We start from the raw sequence: 15,562 nt of genomic DNA on the forward strand, positions 1-15,562 counted from the left end.
TTTAGCTATCCAATGCGTCACGAATCTCACGAATGAAGGTTTCTAGTGATTGTACTGCCTGCCCTGGGGGCGCATCCTCTAAAAGGCGAATAATTCGGCTACCAATAACGACCGCATCAGCACTGTTTGAAACCGCTTTTGCGCTCGCAGCATCGCTAATCCCGAAGCCCACAGCAATCGGAATATCCGTTTCCTCACGAATTTTTGGGATGATGCTAGCCACGTCCTGGGTATTGAGGTGCGATGCCCCAGTCACCCCGCGCATCGATACGTAGTAAATGTAGCCAGAAGCGATCTTGGCCGCCTCTTTAATCCGCCCGTGGGACAAAGTCGGCGCCAACAAGAAGATGGGGTCGATGCCGGCAACACGCATACGCGCTGCAAAATCAACGCATTCTTCTGGCGGATAGTCCACTACCAGCACACCATCAACACCAGCCGCTTTAGCTTCAGTTGCGAAACGTTCAGCACCCATTTGCTCGACGGGATTAGCGTACCCCATCAACACCACTGGTGTTGTGGAATCCTTTTTACGAAACTCTTTCACCATCTCTAGGCAAGAGTGCAAAGTCACGCCGTGCGTTAATGCACGCTCAGAAGAGCGCTGAATGACTGGTCCATCTGCCATGGGATCGGAAAATGGTACGCCCAACTCAATAACACTTGATCCACCACGCACAAGCGCATGCATGAGTTCAACTGTCATTGAGGGGTCAGGATCACCAGCAGTGATAAACGGAATTAATCCTTTTTTGCCACTAGCTTTTAATTCTTGAAAGAGCGCAGTAATTTTTGACATGTAAATCTCGTATTTTTTCTTTTTTTATATTCTTTTATCTTCTCGGGTTTTTAGCCTTCGGATCCTGTTGCTTGCGCCACAGTGTGCATATCTTTATCGCCACGTCCAGAAAGGTTCACCAAAATTGTTTTATCTTTTGGCAGAGTCTTGGCTAGCTTGCAAGCGTATGCAATGGCATGGGAGGACTCAAGTGCAGGGATGATACCTTCAATACGGCAACATTCATGGAATACCTGCAAAGCCTCCTCATCGGTAATCGCAACGTAATCAGCACGACCCGAATCTTTTAACCAGGCATGCTCAGGACCAACCCCTGGGTAATCCATGCCCGCAGAAACCGAGTGCGTTTCCGAAATCTGTCCGTTTTCATCCTGCAACAAGTAGGTGCGATTGCCATGCAAAACCCCAGGCTTTCCAACGCACAGTGCTGCTGAATGCAAAACGCCACCTAAACCGTGACCTGCAGCTTCTACACCAACCAGTTTTACTTGAGGCAAATCAATGTAGGGATAAAAAATGCCCATGGCATTTGAACCACCGCCAACACAAGCAAGCACAAAGTCTGGCTGCTTACCTGTCATCTCTGGCATTTGCACCTTACACTCTTCACCAATCACGCTTTGAAAATCACGTACCATCATTGGGTAGGGATGTGGGCCCGCTACAGTACCAATAATGTAGAAAGTATTTTCCACATTGGTGACCCAGTCGCGCATCGCTTCATTAAGCGCATCTTTTAAAGTTTTCGTGCCAGACTCTACTGGAACAACCTTGGCACCCAGAAGCTTCATACGGAAAACGTTCTGCGCCTGGCGGGCAACGTCAACAGAACCTTGGTAAACAGTGCAATCCAAACCAAAGCGAGCACAGATCGTTGCAGTAGCAACGCCATGCTGCCCAGCCCCTGTCTCAGCAATGATGCGAGGCTTACCCATACGTTTTGCCAGCATTGCTTGCCCGATAACGTTATTGATCTTATGGGCACCCGTATGGTTTAAATCTTCACGCTTGAGGTAGATCTGTGCACCACCCAACATCTCACTCCAACGCTTAGCGTGATACACCGGTGATGGTCTACCGACGAAATGCTTGAGCTCGTAATGAAACTCTTCAATGAATTCAGGATCGTGTTGATATTTTGCATAAGCCCCTTTCAGCTCATCTAATGCATACATCAACGTCTCGGAAACAAACACGCCGCCGTAAGGACCGAAATGTCCTCGTGCATCTGGCTTGTCATACATAGCTACCTCTTTTGATTTATTTACAGCAAATTATTGGGATGATGCATTTGCATCCGCTGCACGCACTGCGTTAACAAACTCCGCCATGAGTGCAGGATCTTTCACACCCCTGCTGCTTTCTACGCCACTACTGACGTCAACTGCGCAAGGATGCAGACGAGCAATCGCCTCGCCCACGTTGTGCGTGTTCAATCCACCACTCAAAACGACCCGAGGCGCGTTTTCGCTTACCCATGTCTGTGGAATTCCTTGCCAATCAAAAGGAACGCCTCCTCCGCCATACCCATCAACTAGGGCGTCCAGCAGAAAAGCGTTTGCTCCCCCATATTGTAGGGAAAATTCATCAAAAGCGAATCCAGCCCCGATGCGGGCTGCCTTCATCCAGGGCTCACCACGAGCCAATTGAACGCATCGTTGGGGGGTCTCATCCCCGTGAAACTGCCACAGCGTAATAGACGCGGCAGCTCGAATGGTGGCAAACTCCTCATCCGTTGCATTCACGACCAATCCAACGGCGTCTGCCCCGGCTGGAAGCCTTGAAATCAGCTGGGCCGCGATATTGGGGCTAACTGCCCTAACGCTGGGCGAGTAAAAGACAAATCCAACGGCATCCATCCCTGCTAAAACAGCAGCATCCACATCTGCCGAGGTCTTTAAACCGCAGATTTTGACTCGTGTTTGGCCTGGAGAGAATGTTAGTAAGCCCATAAAAGAATAATAAGGCTTATCTTGCGATCACCGTGGCTGGAAACCACGAGTTTTCCAACCAAGGGCTGGGGATGGCAAATTCTTCTGGATAGGTGATTTTGCTCAGATACAGGCCATCCGGCATAAATGTCGGCGCAGCCAGTTGACGATTTCTAGAAGCCAGTAACCCCCCCATCCATTCCGGCTTTTGCCGACCACGACCAATCTGTAAAAAACTGCCAACCAGATTACGAACCATGTGGTGCAAAAACGCGTTGCCCCGAATCCGAAAATACAACCAGGGCTCATCCGAAATGATGTCTATCGCGTACATTGTTTTGACTGGAGTTTTATTTTGACACTCTGAAGAGCGAAAGGAACTAAAGTCATGCTCACCAATGAGATATTGAGCCGCCGCATTCATTGCATCAATATCAAACCAAATATTCGGTGGCAACATCACATAACCCGCTCTCTCATTCATCATCGGTGAACGGCATTGGCCTGCATGCAACGCATAAATATACGTGCGCTCGAACGCGGAGAAACGCGCACTAAATTCATCTGGAACTACCTTAGCCCAGTTCACCACAATCGATCCTGGTAAATACGAATTCACACCCCTGACCCAAGAAAAATCATCGCGCTCAACTGGCGTATCAAAATGAATCACCTGCCCTAGCGCATGAACTCCAGCATCGGTTCGGCCAGCGGTGATGGTATGCACAGGGTTTGCTTTACACGCTTGTGCGCCAATGAATGCGCTAATGGCTTTTTCTACTTCGCCTTGGACGGTCAACTGATTAGGTTGTAGTTGCCAGCCCGCATATGGACTTCCATCGTATTGAAGGCCGAGTGCAATGCGCATCGTCATTTATTCTGGCTTACGCCTGGCGATGAGAAAACTCTGACAATAAACCCTGCGCTTCAATGGTGATGTACGCTCGGGCTAAATTCAGTTTGACACGCAGAGTATCCGCTAAAGGATTGCTAGCTCCAGAGGTATCCACAGGCGCAGGCGCTACTGGATGCGCGCCAACTGGTGCTTGCTTTGCCGGTTTCGTTAAATCTAAATCAATGCCCGCAAACAATGCTTTTGCACGCTCCGGCATTTCAAATGCGGCACCTGAACTGGGAGCAGCAGTCTGTTCGCCATTCTGTAACTGAATTGCTCCGTCAAATGCTGGCCCTTCTGAACGTCTAGCATGACGTGCTAGACCCCAAAGCAGCAAACCCGTCAAGGCAATCAACCCAATTGCCAATATAACTGGTCCGAAGCCTCCAAATCCAAAGTTGTTATCAACTGCTTTTTTCTCCTTAGATTTTTCCAAGAGGCGTTGTAAATCAGCGATGTTCTTTTCTAGCTCAGCTACTCGTGCCTTAGCTTGCTCTAACTCTTTTTCTTGCGCCACTAAATTTTCGGTATAACGACGCTCTTGCTCATTGCCATCAGCACTAGAGCCAATCTTCAAGCGATCTTTCGCTGCTGACGCTGCTGAAGACGCGGATTTGCCTCCTCCGCTAGCGTCGCCTTTGCCATCCTTGGACTGTTCTGCCTGCCACCGCTCATTTGCTTGCGCAACAAACTGGTAAGCTTCAGCCGGACTAATGGAACGCAAAAGTGCTTGACTCGGTTTATTGAGTTCTACGCCAGCAGCAAGGCGATTGATACTGCCACTAGCAAACGCATCAGGATTGGCTTTGTAGAGCCCATGATGGCTTGGATCCAATGTGGCGCCCTCCAATTGCGGCGCCATCAGCATTGCAATCTCAGAGAGTGTTTGACCGGGCTTCACAACAACTTTTTGCGCTCCCCCAATTAATAACGTGAAAGTTTTGGTAATACTGCCACTAGACCAATTGAGATTTACTAATACGTCTAAAAAGGATCGTCCGTAATAGGTACTGAATTGACCGTTTCAACCAACACCATCAATTGCTCAGCACGGTTTCGATACACCATCGCCTGAGGATTGAGCTCGAGGACTTTTTGCGAGACGCCTAAACGCTCATACGATGCTTTTCCAGGCAAAGCAACCTTGAGCGACTCGAGCGCACCGCTCTCTTCCGCCGCAATACGAATCGGAATCTCAACGCGCAGGGGTTCGCCAGGACGTGACTGGAGTTGAGGCGCACCCAAGGTGACCGCCCAAGTTGTGCAAGCCCAACGGGGCAGAACAAAGCAAAACGCTTTGAGCAAGCGAAGTTGGGTCCTTAACAACATTAGGGCATTAAAGGAGAATTACTTCTCAAGCAAGATACGGAGCATGCGACGCAACGGTTCTGCAGCACCCCATAACAATTGATCACCTACCGTAAATGCGCCAAGATATTCAGGCCCCATCGCCAACTTATGCAAGCGCCCAATAGGTACAGTTAAGGTGCCGCTTATTGCAGCAGGCGATAGATCGCGCTCGGTAGTCTCACGATCGTTCGGAACCACTTTGACCCACCGATTATCGTTTGCCAAAATAGTTTCAATATCCTGAAGCGGAATGTCTTTCTTCAACTTGACCGTCAAACCTTGCGAGTGGCAACGCATGGCGCCAACACGAACGCATAAACCATCAATCGGAATACTGCCTGGCGAACGGAATGCAGGTCGGCCTAGAATTTTGTTAAATTCAGCGCCGCTCTTCCACTCTTCCTTAGTTTGACCATTCTCAACAGGAACGTCGATCCATGGAATTAAGCTACCAGCCAGGGCGGTGTTGCGGAAATTCTTTTTCGGAAAGTCGGCTGAGCGCAGTGTCTCAGTGACCTTACGATCGATATCCAAGATCCATGAAGACGGATCAGCCAATTCTGTGGCAACGCTGTCACGCAATGCACCCATCTGCAAGAGCAACTCGCGCATGTTCTGCGCGCCAGCACCTGAGGCTGCCTGATAGGTCATGGCGCTAATCCACTCCACCATGTCAGCCTTCACCAAGCCGCCCATAGCCATCATCATTAAACTGACCGTGCAGTTCGCACCAATCCAGTTTTTGCCACCAGCTGCTAGAGCCTTATCGATGACAGCGCGATTAACGGGATCCAAAACCAGTACCGCATCATCCTTCATGCGCAATGCGCTAGCAGCATCAATCCAGTGACCATTCCAACCCGCTGCACGCAGTTTCGGGAAGATTTCATTGGTATAGTCGCCGCCTTGGCAAGTCAAAATAATGTCGCAGCGTGACAATGCACTGATGTCATTCGCATCTTGCAATGTATTTTCACTCTTGGTGACTTTTTTACCATTGAGCAATGGCACTTCGCCACCCGCTTGGCTGGTGCTAAAGAAAACGGGTTCGATCAGTTCAAAATCCTTCTCAGCAAGCATGCGCTCCATTAGCACGCTTCCTACCATTCCGCGCCAGCCAACCAATCCTACCAATGGTGTATTTGAATTTGCCATGATTTCACTATCTATAAAAAGTTGTATCGCTACTACTATTAATGATTATTTCAAGACTAAGCTAAGGCCGCTACCACTGCATCACCCATTTGCACGGTGCTTACCTTTTGAGTGCCTTCCGTGTAAATATCCGCAGTGCGCAATCCCTGCGCCAATACTTTTTGCACCGCTTTATCAATACGATCTGCTTCAGTAGGCATACCCAAGGAATACCGCAACATCATGGCAGCGGACAAAGTTGTCGCCAACGGATTCGCAATACCCTTACCCGCAATATCTGGTGCAGAGCCATGACTCGGCTCATATAAGCCTTTATTGTTCTTATCCAAAGATGCAGAAGGCAACATTCCGATAGATCCAGTCAACATCGCCGCCTCATCCGACAGAATATCGCCAAAAAGATTGCTCGTTACCACCACATCGAAGGCCTTAGGCGCTTTAACCAGCTGCATGGCTGCGTTATCCACATACATATGCGATAACTCGACATCTGGATAGTCCTTTGACACCCGAATCATCACTTTACGCCATAGTTGTGAGGTCTCGAGTACGTTTGCTTTATCCACGCTACAAACTTTTTTGCCTCGCTTACGAGCAACCTCAAATGCAACACGACCGATACGCTCTACTTCAGGCTCGCTGTAATGCATGGTGTCAAACCCCTCGCGCGCACCCTTAAATAATTCCAACTCCGAAGTGCGAATGCCGCGCGGTTGTCCAAAATAAATATCGCCGTTGAGTTCGCGGACAATCAAAATATCCAAGCCACCAATAATTTCGGGTTTTAAACTCGAAGCAGCGGTAAGCTCTGGATAACAAATTGCTGGCCTGAAGTTGGCAAACAACGCTAAGTGTTTGCGCAATCCTAAAATCGCTTGCTCTGGGCGGAGTTCACGCGCCAGAGTGTCGTATTTCCAATCGCCAACAGCACCAAATAAGATTGCATCGGCTTTTTTTGCCAATTCTAGGGTTGCTGGTGGCAAAGGGTGCCCTGCCACATCATAAGCAGCTCCGCCTACAGGCGCTTCCTCTAAATCAACCTGCGTTCCGAGCGCCTTGAGCACACGAACGGCCTGAGCAACGATTTCCGGGCCTATCCCATCGCCCGGGAGAACCGCAATTTTCATGAAAAACCATTAAATCTACAAAATTACGGCAATTGAGTTGCAAGCCAAGGCATCTTCAGAATGCGCTCAGCTTCGTAAGCCTTAATTTTATCTGCATGGCGCAGGGTTAAGCCAATATCGTCAAGGCCATTAAGAAGGCAGCACTTCCGGAAAGGCATGATCTCAAAGCTATAAGCGGTACCGTCCGGGGTTACCACCTGCTGAGCCTCTAAATCAATCGTTAATTGATAACCATTAAATGCCTGGGTTTTATTAAATAAATGATCTACCTGCATTTCAGTCAATACGATGGGTAAGAGACCATTTTTGTAGCAGTTATTGAAAAAGATATCTGCAAAACTTGGGGCGATCACGGCTCTGAAGCCAAACTGGTCCAAAGCCCAAGGAGCATGCTCACGGGAACTGCCGCAACCAAAATTTTTGCGGGACAACAAAATACCAGCGCCTTTGTAACGTGGTTGGTTGAGAACAAAATCGGGGTTGATTGGTCGAGCGCTGCAATCTTGACCAGGCTCACCATGATCTAGGTAACGCCACTCATCAAACAAGTTTTGACCAAAGCCTGTTTTTTTAATCGATTTTAGAAACTGTTTTGGAATGATTGCATCGGTATCCACGTTCTCGCGATTTAACGGAGCAACCACACCTTTGTATACCGTAAATTTTTCCATGATGCTAACTTCGATTCTGTAAATAGTGTTTATTTAACCGGGGTAACGACAACGTCCTTACCTTGTGTTTGCGATTGGTTTTGCTGTGTTGGTTTTGCTCCAGACCCACCCATTGAATCCCATGGTCTGCAAATCTTTTCCCATGCCCTCAAGTGTGCTGCTGCAGGCGGCAATCAGAAGACCAGCGATACCAACAATGGCCAAACGAGCAATCAACGATATTGGAGAAAATTTCATCGCGATATCCTTATGAAATCTTACGAACGTCAACGAAATGGCCTTCGATCGCAGCTGCTGCCGCCATTGCAGGACTGACCAAGTGTGTACGTCCACCGTTGCCTTGACGTCCCTCAAAGTTACGGTTGGAGGTCGATGCGCAGCGCTCGCCAGGTTCAAAACGATCCCCGTTCATCGCCAAACACATAGAGCAACCAGGCTCGCGCCATTCAAAGCCAGCCGCTTTAAAAATGCGGTCCAGACCCTCACGCTCGGCTTGCGCTTTCACTAAGCCAGACCCTGGAACAACCATGGCCAACTTAATATTTGGGGCTACTTTTTTACCGATACGATCAACCACTTTTGCAGCAGCACGAATATCTTCAATGCGGCTGTTTGTGCAGGAACCAATAAATACTTTATCCACTGCAATACTGTTTAATGGCGTATTAGGCACTAAGTTCATGTATTCCAAAGCGCGCTCAATGGCTGAACGTTTATTTGGATCGCGCTCTTTCTCGGGATCCGGCACGCGTCCATCAATGGATAGAACCATCTCGGGAGATGTTCCCCACGTCACTTGGGGTGCAATTTCTTCTGCACGCAATTCCACGACAGCATCAAACTTTGCGTCCGGATCAGAATGAAGGGTTCTCCAATATTGCAGTGCTTGTAATAGCGCCGGGCCCTTAGGAGCATATGGACGACCTTGAACGTATTCAATAGTAGTTTCATCTACAGCCACAAGTCCTGAGCGTGCGCCCGCCTCAATTGCCATATTGCACAAGGTCATGCGACCTTCCATGGACAGATTGCGAATCGCCTCGCCAGCAAATTCAATGGTGTAACCAGTGCCACCTGCAGTACCAATCTTGCCAATCACTGCCAGCACGATGTCTTTCGCGGATGCGCCTGGTTGCAAACGGCCATCAACGCGTACCAACATGTTTTTGCTCTTTTTCATGAGCAAGGTTTGTGTAGCCAGTACATGCTCCACTTCTGAGGTACCGATACCAAACGCTAACGCACCAAATGCGCCATGCGTACTGGTATGTGAATCGCCGCATACCACCGTCATGCCAGGCAAAGTAGCACCCTGCTCTGGTCCAATGACATGAACAATTCCCTGACGGGTATCGTTCATCTTGTATTGCGTAATACCAAAAGCATCACAGTTTTGATCAAGCGTATCGACCTGCAGCTTCGAAATTGGATCCGCAATTCCTTGTGAGCGATCCGTTGTCGGAACATTGTGGTCGGATACCGCCAAATTGGCGGAGATACGCCAAACCGGGCGGCCAGCCAGATTCAATCCTTCAAATGCTTGAGGGCTGGTTACCTCATGGAGAAATTGACGATCAATGTAGATCGTGGCTGTGCCATCCTCTTCTGAGTAAACAACGTGGTCATTCCACAATTTGTCATAAAGCGTACGAGACATGAGAGACATTAAGACCTTTATTTACGAGCAGAGATATTGGGTACCTTGCGTGAAGTTTCACCAACGTACAACTGACGTGGACGTCCAATCTTGTACTCTGGATCGGTGATCATCTCTTCCCACTGCGCAATCCAGCCCACTGTTCTGGCTAGTGCAAAGATGCAGGTGAACATTTCGGTTGGGATACCCAAAGCGCGCTGGACAATACCAGAGTAGAAGTCAACGTTTGGATACAGCTTACGACTCACAAAGTAGTCATCTTCCAACGCAATCTTCTCTAGTGTCATCGCCAACTTGAACAATGGATCATCTTGCAAGCCAAGCTCATTTAAGACTTCATAGCATGTCTCACGCATCAATTTAGCGCGTGGGTCAAAGTTTTTGTAAACGCGGTGACCAAAGCCCATCAAACGTACACCAGAGTTTTTATCTTTTACTTGCGCAATGAACTCATGGATCTTCTCAACGCCACCTTGAGCTTGAATCTCATTGAGCATCTGCAAACAGGCTTCGTTTGCACCACCATGCGCAGGGCCCCAGAGGCAGGCAATACCAGCAGAGATGGCAGCGAATGGATTGATGCCTGAAGAACCACACAAACGCACTGTCGAAGTTGAGGCATTTTGCTCATGGTCTGCATGCAATGTGAAGATGCGATCTAAAGCACGAACCAGCACTGGGTTTACTTTGTACTCTTCACAAGGTGTTGCAAACATCATGCGCATAAAGTTTGCGGTGTATGACAAGGAGTTATCTGGATAGATAAATGGTTGCCCTACTGAGTATTTGTATGCCATCGCTACCAAGGTAGGCATTTTGGCAATCAGACGAATTTGTGCTACTTCGCGAGTATACGCATCGCTGTAGTCGATTTCATCATGGTAGAACGCCGCCATTGCACCCACCAAACCAGTCAATATGGACATTGGGTGGGCATCACGACGGAAACCGCGCAAGAAGAATTGCATCTGCTCATGAACCATGGTGTGGTGCATCACCATGTTTTCAAAATCTGTCTTCTCTTTCGCATTAGGCAATTCGCCGTTGATCAAGAGGTAGCAAACCTCCAAGAAGTCACAGTTACCTGCTAAATCTTCAATGGGGTAACCACGATAGAGCAGCTCGCCCTTATCGCCATCGATGTAGGTGATTTTGCTATTGCATGACGCAGTAGACAGAAAACCGGAATCGTAGGTGAACTTACCAGTCTGACCATAGAGCTTACGAATGTCGATCACATCAGGACCTACCGTCCCTTTGTAAATTGGCAGATCAATATCTGGTGTGCCATCCGAAAACGAGAGTTTTGCCTTGATGTCCGATTCAATCATTTCTAATCCTTAGTCATTCAAAATTATGATTAATACACTATTCGTTCACACGCCTACACAGCCACTGCACCAAAATGCTGATTTATTTCTCTCTCAGCTTTTGTAATACCGCTTTAAAGGAATCTGACTGCATTTCCTTCTCCATCCCAGCAATCACGTCTTTTCGGCCGATCAATAAATCCATAAGATCGTTATCACCTAAAGCCAATAGCTGACTTAATACTTTTCCATCTTCTACGCTTAGCTGAGCGCCGTATCGCTCAAAGAAACGTTGCAGAATTAAATCGTTCTCCAGCAATCCCCGACGGGCATCACTCTTTAAACGATATAACTCTGCATTTCCGAGGGTCATACCGCCCTGCGAACCATCAACTCCTTAATCTTGCCAATCGCCTTCGTTGGGTTCAAATGCTTAGGACAGACGTCCACGCAATTCATGATAGTATGGCAACGGAATAAACGGTATGGATCCTCAAGATTGTCGAGACGACGTGCAGTTTCTTCATCACGACTATCGGCAATAAAGCGATATGCCTGCAACAAACCTGCTGGTCCAACAAACTTGTCTGGATTCCACCAGAATGATGGGCATGATGTAGAGCATGAAGCGCACAAAATGCACTCATACAAACCATTCAACTCTTCTCGCTCTTCAGGACTCTGAAGACGTTCTTTTTCTGGCGGCGGATTGTCATTCACCAAATATGGCTTGATGGATAAGTATTGTTTGAAGAACAAGGTCATATCAACGATCAAGTCACGCACCACTGGCAAGCCAGGCAAAGGACGCAATGTAATCACTTTTGGCAAGGTCAACATGTTTGTCAAACAGGCCAAGCCGTTTTTGCCATTGATGTTCATTGCATCTGAACCGCACACGCCTTCGCGGCAAGAGCGACGATACGAAATCGTTTCGTCTTGTTTCTTCAATGAAATTAACGCATCCAACAACATACGCTCGCCTTTGAGCTCAAGCTCATAGCGCTGCATGCGTGGGGCTGCATCGACATCTGGATCGTAACGATAAATTTCAAATATACGGGTATCACTCATTCTCTATCTCTCTTGCTTAGAAAGTACGTTCTTTTGGAGGAACTGATTCAACAGTCAATGGTTTCAATTGGACTGGCTTGTAGTCCAAACGATTGCCTTCGCTATACCAAAGAGTATGCTTCATCCAGTTGTCGTCATCACGATGTGGATGGTCGTCATGCGAGTGAGCGCCACGACTTTCTTTGCGGGCTGCCGCAGAAGTCATGGTTGCGTTTGCAGTCTCAACCAAGTTCGCCACCTCAAGAGCTTCGATACGTGCAGTATTGAAAATCTCAGACTTATCTTTGACCCATAAATGTTTAGCGCGCTCGGTTAACTTCGCCATTTGACGAACACCTTCGTCCATCAACTCCTGGTTACGGAATACACCAGCGTATTTCTGCATGCACTTACGAATATCGTTTGCAACGTCTTGTGCGTACTCGCCAGAAATAGAGCTATCCAACTTCGCAATACGCTCGAGAGTTTGCTGACCAGCATTTTTTGGCAATGGCCTGAATTCGCGATTCTTGAGGTTCAAACTAACAATGTGGTTACCTGCTGCGCGACCAAATACCAAGAGGTCGAGCAAAGAGTTGGTGCCTAAGCGGTTAGCACCGTGTACTGAAACGCATGAGCACTCGCCAATCGCATACAAACCATTAATCACTTCATTGTGTTTACCGTTTGCTGGCACAACCACTTGACCATTGATGTTGGTAGGGATACCGCCCATCTGATAGTGAATGGTTGGCACTACTGGAATCGGCTCTTTGGTTACGTCAACGTTCGCAAAGTTGATGCCAATTTCGTATACAGAAGGTAAACGCTTCCTGATGGTATCGGCACCGATATGCGTCAGATCGAGCACCACATAGTCACCGTTAGGACCACAACCGCGCCCTTCTTTAATCTCTTGGTCCATTGAGCGGGATACGAAATCACGTGGCGCCAAATCTTTCAAGGTTGGCGCATAGCGCTCCATGAAACGCTCACCACCCTTGTTACGCAAGATACCGCCTTCACCGCGGCAACCTTCTGTCAACAACACGCCCGCACCAGCAACGCCGGTTGGGTGGAATTGCCAGAACTCCATATCTTCCAATGGAATACCTGCGCGAGCTGCTAAGCCCATGCCGTCGCCGGTATTAATAAAGGCGTTAGTCGACGCATCCCAAATACGACCTGCACCACCAGTAGCCAACATCACCACCTTGGCTTCCAAAATGTAGACTTGGCCAGTTTCCATTTCGAGGGCGGTAACACCAACTACATCGCCTTCGTCATCACGGATTAAATCCAGCGCCAACCACTCTACGAAAAAGTTGGTTTTTGCGCGTACGTTACGCTGATACAGAGTGTGCAACATTGCATGACCAGTACGGTCCGCAGCGGCACAGGCACGTTGCACTGGCTTTTCACCATAGTTTGCAGTGTGGCCACCGAATGGACGCTGATAAATTGTGCCGTCAGGGTTACGGTCAAATGGCATACCAAAGTGCTCTAACTCGTAAACCGCTTTGGGAGCTTCGCGACACATAAATTCAATAACGTCCTGATCACCTAACCAGTCAGAACCCTTAATCGTGTCATAAAAGTGGTAGTGCCAGTTGTCTTCGTTCATGTTACCCAATGACGCGCCGATACCACCTTGCGCGGCAACGGTATGAGAACGCGTTGGGAAAACTTTAGTCAATACAGCAACGTTGAGACTGGCGTCGGCTAACTGCAATGAAACACGCATACCTGAACCACCCGCACCAACAATCACCGCATCAAAACGGCGGTGTGGAAATGATTTTTGAATCGCAGTCATCGAATTACACTTTCCACAAAATTTGTACAGCATAGGCCGCACAGGCAACGAGATACAAAACGGTCAACACCTGAAGTGTCAAACGAATGCTGACGGGCTTGATGTAGTCCATCCAAATATCACGCACACCAATCCATGCGTGATAGAACAAGCTAAACAATGCCAACAACGTTAGCAACTTCATGAATTGGTTACTGAATAGGCCTGACCAGCCCTCGTATGTAGCGCTACCAGTAATGCAATAGTCGACCAACAACGCGATCGCAAAGACCACCATCACAATCGCAGTTACGCGTTGAATAATCCATTCTTTAGGATCGTAATGCGCACCGACAACTAAGCGCTTTGGTCCGATTTGATAAATAGGCATGAAATTTCCTTAATGAAGAAGCGCTTAATACAGGCCGAACATTTTGAGACCAACTACTGCAGTCAAAGCAATGCCAACGACCAACACGATGATGGCCGAACGATTTGATTCAGACTTCTCTACGCCGATTTCGAGATCGAGCAAGAGGTAGCGGATACCAGCACAGAAGTGGTGCAAGAAAGACCAAATCAAACCGAGGCAAATTAGTCTTACCAAGATGTTGCTAGTGAAAGCTTGGAATTTTTGATAACTCAATTCAGAGGCTAAGCTCTGATCAAAGAGGTACAAAATGAACGGCAACAAGAGGAACAACACTGCTCCGCTGATGCGATGAAGGATGGAAACTTTTCCCACCCAAGGAAGTCGATATTTAATTAACTGGGCAAGACCAATATTGCGATAAACCGGTCTATCTTTTTTAACGCTTTGCTGTGCTTCAACCATGGGTAATCTCTATCTTTAGGTGGAGGTTCAGTACGACCTTGTTGTGTTGCAACATATTCTATTAGAAACCTTGGGTCTATAGTGGGTTCTTAAGGGTTTATAGGGGTTAAAAAGGGGGTTTTGCAGAATTTTTTACTCAAGTATTTCAGTTCAATTTGTTTTCATAATGCTGCTCAGAAGTGTCGTATCTTGCGTGCCGAATTTCTACTGGTTTATTCCCGTAGGTATAGGCAACCCGCTTTACTGAGAGCAAGGGTGCACCAACAGCTATCTGAAGATGGGCAGCCAGGGTTTCATCTGCGGCTACGGCCTTGATCTTTTCCTCCGCCCTCACCATGTGGGTGGCGTACTGGCTTTCATAAAGCGCATAGACTGGGCCATGCCAATCATTGAGCGTTTCGAGCTCCAAACCCTTGAAGCGAGTGCTTGGAAGCCAAATCTCTTCAAAAACAATGGGTTGGCCAGCAAAGCTCTGAATTCGGTCGATGTAGATAACGGGGTCACCTGCCTTTAATTTAAGCAAGTTTGCGACATAGGGGGTGGCCTTGGTGTTTTGGCAAACCAGGAAACGGTTGGTTAGATGAAATTTTTCGCCAGAGTCAAACGCCAAGCGCAAGAATCGGTATTGCCAATCATCCTCGGTATGGGTGGCAACAAAAGTGCCTTTGCCCTGCCGTTTTACCAAGAGATTTTGGGCAGCGAGCTCATCGATTGCCTTGCGAACGGTACCTTGACTCACCGCATAGCGACTTGCCAACTCCATTTCACTGGGGATAGCTTCGCCAGGAAGCCATTCAGAGGCTTGCAGGCTTGCCAAAATCATCGCCTTGATCTGTTCATACAGAGGGCTAAATGAGGCAACAGGCAAATTTACTTCTGACAAATGATCTCCAGCACAAAGCAATTGGATAAAATTCCAGACAATTCTAGTCTTATATAAGACATCATTGACAGTGTAGAGCTAAAGTCCCTACACTTGAATGG

General features: G+C 48.0%; 18 protein-coding genes. All 18 read right to left on the reverse strand.

Annotated elements, in window-relative coordinates; all coding sequences use genetic code 11:
• Position 1: 1 nt before the first annotated feature.
• The 18 genes from trpA to BQ1619_RS04575 all read right to left on the reverse strand — a co-directional run bounded on the left by trpA (position 2) and on the right by BQ1619_RS04575 (position 15,461).
• Positions 2 to 799 (reverse strand): tryptophan synthase subunit alpha, encoded by a 798-nt coding sequence (trpA, locus tag BQ1619_RS04495; protein WP_114662480.1) that lies wholly within the window; start codon positions 797 to 799, stop codon positions 2 to 4.
• 50 nt (positions 800 to 849) lie between these two features.
• Positions 850 to 2,043, reverse strand: coding sequence for a tryptophan synthase subunit beta (gene trpB / locus BQ1619_RS04500; RefSeq protein ID WP_114662481.1), 1,194 nt, complete (start codon positions 2,041 to 2,043; stop codon positions 850 to 852).
• 30 nt (positions 2,044 to 2,073) lie between these two features.
• The gene (locus BQ1619_RS04505) at positions 2,074 to 2,751 is read right to left on the reverse strand and encodes a phosphoribosylanthranilate isomerase (RefSeq protein ID WP_114662483.1); all 678 of its coding nucleotides are present in this window, start codon (positions 2,749 to 2,751) and stop codon (positions 2,074 to 2,076) included.
• Between the two features lie 16 nt (positions 2,752 to 2,767).
• Positions 2,768 to 3,598 (reverse strand): tRNA pseudouridine(38-40) synthase TruA, encoded by an 831-nt coding sequence (gene truA / locus BQ1619_RS04510; RefSeq protein ID WP_415066256.1) that lies wholly within the window; start codon positions 3,596 to 3,598, stop codon positions 2,768 to 2,770.
• A 16-nt stretch (positions 3,599 to 3,614) separates the two neighbouring features.
• Positions 3,615 to 4,526: a type IV pilus assembly protein FimV gene (locus BQ1619_RS04515; protein WP_231968498.1), complete on the reverse strand. Its 912-nt coding sequence runs from the start codon at positions 4,524 to 4,526 to the stop codon at positions 3,615 to 3,617.
• An 83-nt stretch (positions 4,527 to 4,609) separates the two neighbouring features.
• A complete protein-coding gene (locus BQ1619_RS09760) occupies positions 4,610 to 4,954 on the reverse strand; it encodes a FimV/HubP-related protein (protein ID WP_231968499.1) in 345 nt (114 codons plus the stop codon).
• Between the two features lie 18 nt (positions 4,955 to 4,972).
• Positions 4,973 to 6,130, reverse strand: coding sequence for an aspartate-semialdehyde dehydrogenase (gene asd / locus BQ1619_RS04520; RefSeq protein WP_114662488.1), 1,158 nt, complete (start codon positions 6,128 to 6,130; stop codon positions 4,973 to 4,975).
• A gap of 56 nt (positions 6,131 to 6,186) precedes the next feature.
• Positions 6,187 to 7,257, reverse strand: a complete 1,071-nt coding sequence (gene leuB / locus BQ1619_RS04525) for a 3-isopropylmalate dehydrogenase (protein ID WP_114662490.1) — start codon at positions 7,255 to 7,257, stop codon at positions 6,187 to 6,189.
• Between the two features lie 23 nt (positions 7,258 to 7,280).
• Entirely contained in the window at positions 7,281 to 7,928 is a 648-nt protein-coding gene (gene leuD, locus BQ1619_RS04530; protein WP_114662492.1) for a 3-isopropylmalate dehydratase small subunit, read from the reverse strand.
• Between the two features lie 57 nt (positions 7,929 to 7,985).
• Positions 7,986 to 8,165, reverse strand: coding sequence for a hypothetical protein (locus BQ1619_RS04535; RefSeq protein ID WP_231968500.1), 180 nt, complete (start codon positions 8,163 to 8,165; stop codon positions 7,986 to 7,988).
• Positions 8,166 to 8,175: 10 nt separating this feature from the next.
• Positions 8,176 to 9,585, reverse strand: coding sequence for a 3-isopropylmalate dehydratase large subunit (gene leuC / locus BQ1619_RS04540; RefSeq protein WP_114662494.1), 1,410 nt, complete (start codon positions 9,583 to 9,585; stop codon positions 8,176 to 8,178).
• 17 nt (positions 9,586 to 9,602) lie between these two features.
• On the reverse strand, positions 9,603 to 10,916 hold the full coding sequence (gltA, locus tag BQ1619_RS04545) for a citrate synthase (protein ID WP_114662496.1): 1,314 nt from the start codon (positions 10,914 to 10,916) through the stop codon (positions 9,603 to 9,605).
• 82 nt (positions 10,917 to 10,998) lie between these two features.
• Positions 10,999 to 11,268 (reverse strand): FAD assembly factor SdhE, encoded by a 270-nt coding sequence (locus tag BQ1619_RS04550; RefSeq protein ID WP_114662498.1) that lies wholly within the window; start codon positions 11,266 to 11,268, stop codon positions 10,999 to 11,001.
• Positions 11,265 to 11,969 carry a succinate dehydrogenase iron-sulfur subunit gene (locus BQ1619_RS04555; RefSeq protein WP_114662500.1) on the reverse strand — a complete coding sequence of 235 codons (705 nt, stop codon included), beginning with the start codon at positions 11,967 to 11,969 and terminating at the stop codon, positions 11,265 to 11,267. The genes BQ1619_RS04550 and BQ1619_RS04555 overlap by 4 nt, the downstream gene beginning before the upstream one ends.
• A gap of 16 nt (positions 11,970 to 11,985) precedes the next feature.
• The gene (sdhA, locus tag BQ1619_RS04560) at positions 11,986 to 13,764 is read right to left on the reverse strand and encodes a succinate dehydrogenase flavoprotein subunit (RefSeq protein WP_114662502.1); all 1,779 of its coding nucleotides are present in this window, start codon (positions 13,762 to 13,764) and stop codon (positions 11,986 to 11,988) included.
• 4 nt (positions 13,765 to 13,768) lie between these two features.
• The gene (gene sdhD, locus BQ1619_RS04565; RefSeq protein WP_114662505.1) at positions 13,769 to 14,134 is read right to left on the reverse strand and encodes a succinate dehydrogenase, hydrophobic membrane anchor protein; all 366 of its coding nucleotides are present in this window, start codon (positions 14,132 to 14,134) and stop codon (positions 13,769 to 13,771) included.
• Between the two features lie 24 nt (positions 14,135 to 14,158).
• On the reverse strand, positions 14,159 to 14,578 hold the full coding sequence (sdhC, locus tag BQ1619_RS04570) for a succinate dehydrogenase, cytochrome b556 subunit (protein ID WP_114662507.1): 420 nt from the start codon (positions 14,576 to 14,578) through the stop codon (positions 14,159 to 14,161).
• Positions 14,579 to 14,723: 145 nt separating this feature from the next.
• Positions 14,724 to 15,461 (reverse strand): GntR family transcriptional regulator, encoded by a 738-nt coding sequence (locus BQ1619_RS04575; RefSeq protein WP_114663516.1) that lies wholly within the window; start codon positions 15,459 to 15,461, stop codon positions 14,724 to 14,726.
• Between the last annotated feature and the right edge of the window lie 101 nt (positions 15,462 to 15,562).

The organism is Polynucleobacter necessarius, from assembly GCF_900095195.1.
In the GTDB taxonomy this organism is placed as follows: domain Bacteria; phylum Pseudomonadota; class Gammaproteobacteria; order Burkholderiales; family Burkholderiaceae; genus Polynucleobacter; species Polynucleobacter necessarius_G.